7 protein-coding genes are annotated in these 7,508 nt (G+C 38.2%); all 7 read left to right on the top strand.

What is annotated here, in order from left to right; all coding sequences use genetic code 11:
• The first annotated feature begins 335 nt into the window (after nucleotides 1-335).
• Nucleotides 336-1,280: an inovirus-type Gp2 protein gene (locus tag Aba26S_RS20155; protein ID WP_000284554.1), complete on the top strand. Its 945-nt coding sequence runs from the start codon at nucleotides 336-338 to the stop codon at nucleotides 1,278-1,280.
• Nucleotides 1,281-1,453: 173 nt separating this feature from the next.
• A complete protein-coding gene (locus Aba26S_RS20150; RefSeq protein WP_225872422.1) occupies nucleotides 1,454-1,747 on the top strand; it encodes a hypothetical protein in 294 nt (97 codons plus the stop codon).
• A gap of 207 nt (nucleotides 1,748-1,954) precedes the next feature.
• Complete coding sequence (locus Aba26S_RS20145) at nucleotides 1,955-2,242, top strand: hypothetical protein (protein ID WP_000058782.1); 288 nt, start codon at nucleotides 1,955-1,957, stop codon at nucleotides 2,240-2,242.
• Nucleotides 2,243-2,300: 58 nt separating this feature from the next.
• A complete protein-coding gene (locus tag Aba26S_RS20140) occupies nucleotides 2,301-3,344 on the top strand; it encodes a DUF932 domain-containing protein (protein WP_000951119.1) in 1,044 nt (347 codons plus the stop codon).
• Between the two features lie 168 nt (nucleotides 3,345-3,512).
• Nucleotides 3,513-4,553 carry a YqaJ viral recombinase family protein gene (locus tag Aba26S_RS20135; RefSeq protein WP_043974767.1) on the top strand — a complete coding sequence of 347 codons (1,041 nt, stop codon included), beginning with the start codon at nucleotides 3,513-3,515 and terminating at the stop codon, nucleotides 4,551-4,553.
• A gap of 181 nt (nucleotides 4,554-4,734) precedes the next feature.
• Nucleotides 4,735-5,676: a hypothetical protein gene (locus tag Aba26S_RS20130; RefSeq protein ID WP_000589669.1), complete on the top strand. Its 942-nt coding sequence runs from the start codon at nucleotides 4,735-4,737 to the stop codon at nucleotides 5,674-5,676.
• Between the two features lie 123 nt (nucleotides 5,677-5,799).
• Nucleotides 5,800-7,508 (top strand): DUF262 domain-containing protein (locus Aba26S_RS20125; protein ID WP_043974764.1); only part of this gene is annotated, 1,709 nt, incomplete at its 3' end.

Here is a 7,508-nt window from a genome sequence, read left to right as displayed (position 1 = left end):
CCAATGATCTTACCGAGGTAATAGCTTAAGGTACTTAACAGGTATCTTATATTATTAATTATAAGTAATATATTAATAATATAAACAATATCTTATCTAGTTGAGTAAGTACTATGAGTTGCTTAGTTCAGTATAGCCCATACTCAAATGAGCTATAGATAACGTATCCATATCAAGTCACTAAAAACATGTAGAACTAACCCTATAGTATGTTCCAAAGCCTTTAAGCATTTAACTGAGCAGGATGACTACAACATCCTGCTAGAGAATCATGATCAGTAAAATTTTACATCTCTCTCTTAGATATGAACCTTATGTTTCGAGAGAGAATCCAAATGTACCAGAATATTCAATATGATCAGCTTTACCATGAAGCAGAAGTATTGGCAGCAGTAGACCATTTCATTCAAGAAGTTTGCTTAGGTAGTTATGATCTATATCATCAAAACCTGATGATAGACCTACAAAAATTAGTTCAGTCATTTAAGCCAATCTATAAAGCTAATTTATACTATTGTAATGCTGTGCTGATATTCATTGAGGTGGTGAAGACCGTTGATTACACACTGAGCCAAATGCCACAGGCAAATTATGAATCTATTAAAGATTTTGATGAAATGACTGTATGGCATATTTTGACTTATATCCAGTCATTATCAGGCTGTGTTCAACAGCAACTAATTGAACATCAACAACGTGAATTAAAGAATCAACAGAGCCTTTTTGAATATGCATCCACACTCATTCATCATTATGCGAGAACATTAGTTGTTCGAGTAGATCTATCTATCAAGAAAGAATATCAAGCCTTATACAACATTCAGGTATTTAACCAAGCCTTAGAGGTCTTGCTTCGGCGTATCGCAGATCAGGATACTTGCTTTAGTGGTTTACATGGTTATGCATGGGCTTTAGAGCATGGCATAAGCAAGGGCTACCATTGCCATCTCTTGCTTATGTACGATGGAAATATACATAAAGAAGGTTTTATGATGGGGCAGTGGGTCGGTGAGTGCTGGAAGCAGATTACTCATGGATATGGTTATATTTTTAACTGTAACCATCCTGACTATATGGCGATCTATGAAGAGATGGGGATTTTAGGCATTGGAATGATTCATCGTCATGATGAAAATAAACTTAATAATTTTCTGTATTACGTTGTCCCTTATTTGGTGAATGAAGAAAAAGAACAACAACATCCTCGAGTGAAGGATTCAGCCTACATGCGTAGTTTCGGTAAAGGTGTGATCGATTCGAAAAACCGTAGAGGTTTATAAATATTGAATTTTTAATAGAGAACACTGCTAATACTGTGTTCTCTATTTCATATTTACTAACATCAAAAAGACAAACTCACATTGCCTTGGTCGGTCCAGCGTGGTTCAATGAAAATTTATTGATCCATCGAACAAATGTGCTATTCAAACAGCTACAAAGTTTTGAAACTCATATGTTGAATAATGCTGATCGTATTATTGTTTTTAGTACTTTATTGATCTATCAACATGAAGCCTATATGCGTGCTTATCATCTGAACCAATGGATCTTACATAAGTTGCAAAAAGGTAATGAAATGGAAAAAGTTCAAGCTGGTTGGGTGGCTATTGGTGAATCAAGTAATTTTATAGCAGTTGATCTACAGTCAAAAATTAATGAGATTAATCGTCAATTAGATATTTATAGAGAACTTGCTAAACCCGGTTCAGCACAGCCTAATCTTTCTCATCAGCTTAAACCTGCTTGAGTGTTGGAATAATATCAATAGTTGTATTTAAAAAATTGGAGAGATCATTTACTAATTGAAAAGTAAATTTTAATTCATTCCAAATAATTTCACATACATAACATCCTAATGAGAATCATGAAGCTCTTTTGAGATCACATGAAAATATGAAAACAGAGCCTGCCTTCGAGCAGGCTTTTTTGTGCCCAAAATTTAAGGAGTCGAGCCATGAGCTTGAGCTGTCCCTTTTGTCATTCAACGAATGTGATATTGGTTGAAGCAAGTACACAACAATCAAATACAACCTTAACCAATTTGGTCACACCGACCACATTGGGTGCATTGGGAACCACGGTCGCAAAGTCTTTCAATCTGCCACCGATTGTCGGTGGAATTGCAGGAACAGTATTGGGTAGTGTGTTGAATTCATTCACTGAACAAAGCACACCATCACAGCAGAATTTGTGCTTTTGCCACAACTGCTACCAAAAATTTCCAACTCATCTTTTGCACTAAAGAATATTCATATCCACACAGATTCAAATTTCATTTTCAATTTAAAAGGAATATAACTATGGCACATCAACTTGAACAAATGGCTTATGTCGGTGATACCCCTTGGCATGGTCTAGGTAATCAACTAAGTCAAAACCAACCGATTGAAGTCTGGGCACAGCAGGCAGGCATGGACTGGCGGATTGAGTCTTCCAATGTCAGTTATATGGCACAGAATGAACGTGGGCAAAGTATCATCATACCTTATGAAGAGCAACGAGTACTTTATCGCTCAGACACCCATGCACCACTATCAGTCGTTAGCCAACGCTTTCAGGAAGTTCAACCACGAGAGATTTTAGAATTCTATCGTGACTTGACTGAACAATCAGGCTTTGAGCTTGAAACCGCAGGCGTGCTTAAAGGTGGTAAGAAATTCTGGGCACTGGCTCGGACAGGGCAAACATCCATATTAAAGGGCAAAGATGTCAGTAATGGCTATATGCTCTTGGCAACAGCATGTGACGGAACCCTTGCCACCACCGCACAATTTACCTCAATCCGAGTGGTGTGTAACAACACTTTAGCGATTGCCTTAAAAGGACAGAACAGCAGTGCAGGTGTGGTCAAAGTTCCACACAGTACTAAATTTGATGCAGATAGGGTCAAACAGCAATTGGGTATTTCAGTACGTGCATGGGATGAACACATGTATGAAATGAAGCAACTGACACAACGTAAGGTGAGTCAGATGGAAGCATCCGCTTACTTTGATGCAGTATTCAATAACAGCACCATGAACAACGTATTAGATCAGGAGGATAACATCATTCAGTTCTACCGTGATGTAGCCTTGCAAGCCCAAGCCAATGGCAAGGACAAAGCTGAACCAAATGCGAGATCGATGAGTCGAGCTATGGAAATGTTTAATGGTCAAGGACGAGGTGCGGAGCTAAGTTCAGCCAAAGGAACAGCCTATGGATTACTGTGTTCAATCACAGAATTTATAGACCACGAACGTCGTGCCATGAGTACCGATCACCGACTTGATTCAGCTTGGTTTGGTGCTGGCGCATCGATCAAACAACGAGGATTGGAACAGGCACTTAACATGCTTGCATAGTGCGAAATATACATTTTTCAATCATGGAAAGTTAGACCTAACTAAGCATTTTTAAATGGAATTTAGAATTTTAAAAATTATTAAAACCATAGCTTCGGCTGTGGTTTTTTTATGCCCATTTTTTGTGATCCCCATCATTTTACATAGCAAAATAATCAGGACTTCAATATGAATACCGCAATTTTAAATCCATCCATTCAACAGGCAAGTACTCCATTTATTGCCCCAAAATTATTCACAGCCAAACGCTTGGTCAATACCAAAAACATGACTCAAGCAGAATGGCTTGAAGTACGTCGTCAAGGCATCGGTAGTAGTGATTGTGCCGCAGCGTGTGGACTCAATCCCTATATGTCGATGCTTGAACTATGGATGATCAAGACAGGTCGAGTCAAACAATCCATTGAAGATGAAAGCGCAGGTCATGCCCCTTTATATTGGGGCAAACAACTTGAACCTTTGGTCGCTGAATACTACAGCATGCATACCAACAACAAAGTCCGTCGTATCAATGCCGTACTACAACATCCTGATGAGGATAAGCATTTTATGCTGGCTAACTTAGATTACTCGGTAGTAGGTAGTGAGGAAGTACAGATTTTAGAATGCAAAACCGCAGGAGAATATGGAGCAAAGTTATGGCGAGATGGCGTGCCTTTATACGTACTGTGTCAGGTGCAACATCAACTCGCTGTAACAGGCAAAAAGGCAGCACATATTTGTGTGCTGATCTGTGGTCATGAAATTCGTATCTATAAAGTGATACGTTCGGAATTGGTGATTGAGCATATCGTCAATGCAGAGCGTTACTTTTGGGAGTGTGTGGAAAAAGACACACCACCTGATGTGGATGCCAGTGAGTCGGCAGCCAAAGCTATACAGCAGCTCTATCCGCAACATATTCCATTAACTGTTGAAGACTTGAGTCATAACGAACAAGCCAATCAATTGTTTGCTCAACTGATTCAAGAAAAGCATCACATTGAGCAGCATCAAAATAACTTTGATGAAATTAAGCATCAAATCCAGATGTTGATGAAGGATGCTGAACGAGCAACCTTTGCCAATGGTTCGGTGACGTGGAAGAAATCCAAAGATTCAATCAGTTTAGACAGCAAAGCCTTACTCAAACTTCACCCAGAAATGCTTGAGCAGTTTCCGCAAAACAAAGCAGGGACACGACGTTTTCAGATCTATACCGATGACTGAATCCATCACGTCGATATTTCCAATCTTCCAAAAAGTGCAAAAAACCACCTCCGATCTACCGACTCCCGAAGGAGCGGTAGACCAACAATGGCGGTTTTTGCAAAGTCGTAGCTTTTTCATATTTCTGTTTACTTACATAACAAGGGGTAAGCAGTAAAATTTTATTTATAGGACAAACAACATGATTAAAGGTTTAGCGATTACGCCGCCAATACTCGGCAGAATTAGTATCGGTAAAGTGGTTGAAAAGAACGGTAAACGTCTGCCTGAAAAAGATGACCAATTTACCATTACCAGTCAAATCCAAGGTAAGGAGGGATGGATCAAACACCCCTTAGATGAACAGCTTAGAGCCAAAGCACAAAACCAAAAACTCCGCTCTATTCCAGTACGGATGATCTTTAATGATCCTGAACTTAATCTACGAGCAGAATACACGTTATTTGACCGCCAGACAGGTCGACCGATTTGTGTTGGAAATGGTGAAACTTGTCAACGACTGACCAACCAAGGCGTAGAACAACAACCATGCCCATCACCTGATTTATGCCCATTGGCACAAGGAGGTAACTGTAAACCTTTTGGACGATTACATGTGAATTTGGATGAATCGGATGAACTAGGTACATTCATTTTTAGAACCACAGGTTTTAATAGTATTCGGACCTTGGCGGCTAGACTGAGTTATTACCATGCTGCATCCGATGGTTTACTTTCTTGCCTGCCACTACAACTGACACTTCGAGGTAAGTCCACCACACAAAGCTATCGTAGCCCTGTGTATTACGTGGACTTAACACTCAGGGAGGGAGTTAATCTTCAACAAGCGATTCAGATGGCGAAAGACATTGATCAACAGAGTAAGCAGAGCGGCTTTAATCAATCAGCGTTAGATCATACAGCAAGGCAGGGTTTTGCCAATGCACAGTTTGAAGTCAACAGCGAAGAAGGGTTGGATTTAGTGGAGGAGTTTTATAGTGATGAAAATCAAAAGGGAGACGTTGAACAAGCACAGTCTGTAACCACAGCGAGAACCAAGGCAATGTCTAAGCCGAATCAAGGTGAGGGTTTTGTGCAGGATATGCAGAAGGGCTTGCAGGGGAGTGTGAGGGTGGTGAATTGAGGGTTACTGGATAGCAAGGGGTGCAAGCCCCTTATTTTTAATAAATTGAGATTGTTATAAATGAATTTGAAATATAATTGGTCACTCTAGTTCATAATCAAAAAATCATTTATTGGGCACCTAATGAAAAATAACTTTGTACATCAGCTTCGGACATTACCAGAGATTTTTGAGGGGAATTTTTTTTGTATCCCAGACTATCAGCGAGGGTATGCATGGGATGAAAAGCAGATTGATGAATTATTGAAAGATATTGATCATCTTCTTTTAGATACTTCAGCCGTGAGGCACTATACAGGTACACTTGTTTTATCACAGATTAAAGATCAGTCTAATCAATATCATATTGTAGATGGTCAACAGCGATTAACTACGTTGGTTATTTTTTTTAAGTGTATTTCTCTATTTGCTGATAAAGTGAAAAAAGAAAGCATTACTGCCAAATATCTAATACGAGGCGCTATAGGAAATGACCAATTTGTATTAAAGTTAAATATGGATACTCGGAAATTTTTTGAAAAAGTAGTATTGGCTGATGCTAATTTAGAAAATTGCCCAATTACATTAGAGTCACATGAGCGCTTGTTAAATGCTCATAATTTGATTGTCAAATGGTTATCTCAACAGACTTCTTCAGGAGTTTCTATTGATCAGATTCTAAACATTCTAGAAGATAGATTAGGGTTTTTAGTTTATTCACCTGTAGAAGATGCTGAAACAGGTATCATGTTTGAAGTTATCAATAACAGAGGTAAACAGCTCAGCGAATTAGAGAAAGTAAAAAATTATTTAATCTATTGTTCTATTAAGCTCTCAGCCTTGTCATTAAGAGATGAAATTACAGAACATTGGTCTGATATTTTACAATCATTGAATAAAGCCAAGAAAACATCGCCAGCTGAAGAAAGTTCATTTTTAAGATATTGTTTGGTCGTATTTTTTAAAATGAATAAAACTGATAGCCAGTATGGGTATGATGTTCTTAAGGATAGAATAAAAATAGATCGATGTTTGCAGTCCAGTGAAAAGAAAAATCAAACAATAACCAAACTACAAGAATTTATTCAGTTTCTAAAATTAGCTGCAAAGTGGTATGAACACCTCTATGCTCCTAATTATGTTGGTTTAGACAAGACCATAAAGCCACTCATTGAAAACATTAGAGCCCAAAATGTCCATGCTTCAATCATGCCTTTATTCCTAGCATTAGTACTAAAAAATAAAGGAAAAGGAGAGGTTCTTGAACGTCATCTTCAATTATTGGAAAAATTAAATTTTCGAGTCTACATTGCTAACGGTATGACATCGAGAAAAGATAAAGGACAAGGTGATTTATACCAATATGCTAGTAAATATTACTATGGCAACTTATTAAAGCACTGTGTTTCTGACGATGAGAGGACTATCGGCAAGATGGAACTCATCAATGATGATCAAGCACTTGAATACTTATTGGTAGATTTTACACAGCGCCATGCTAGAGATAGTTGGTTTGAGGAATCTTTCCGCTTAGATCCTAAAAGCCCATTTGATTTTTATGATTGGAGAGGTATGCGTTACTTCTTGATGAACTTTGAATCGTCTTTGCAACCTAATAAGACCATCAATATAGATAAAATCCTAAAGGGTGTATCAGCGGGGAAAACTAGTGATTATTTGTCTTTAGAGCATTTGTGGGCTACTAAAAATAGGATTGGTGAAGGTCAAAACTGTAGGGAAATTGACTATTACCTAAAAAGAAGGCTTGGTAATTTTGTTTTATTAGAGCTTCGATTGAATATTCAAGGTACTAACGATGATGTATGGGTCAAAGCAGATCGTTATTTGGATGG

The sequence above is a fragment of the Acinetobacter sp. NBRC 110496 genome (assembly GCF_000876115.1).
Lineage (GTDB): Bacteria > Pseudomonadota > Gammaproteobacteria > Pseudomonadales > Moraxellaceae > Acinetobacter.
The sequence above is the reverse complement of the archived record's forward strand: the minus strand, read 5'-3'. Positions and strand labels throughout refer to the sequence as shown.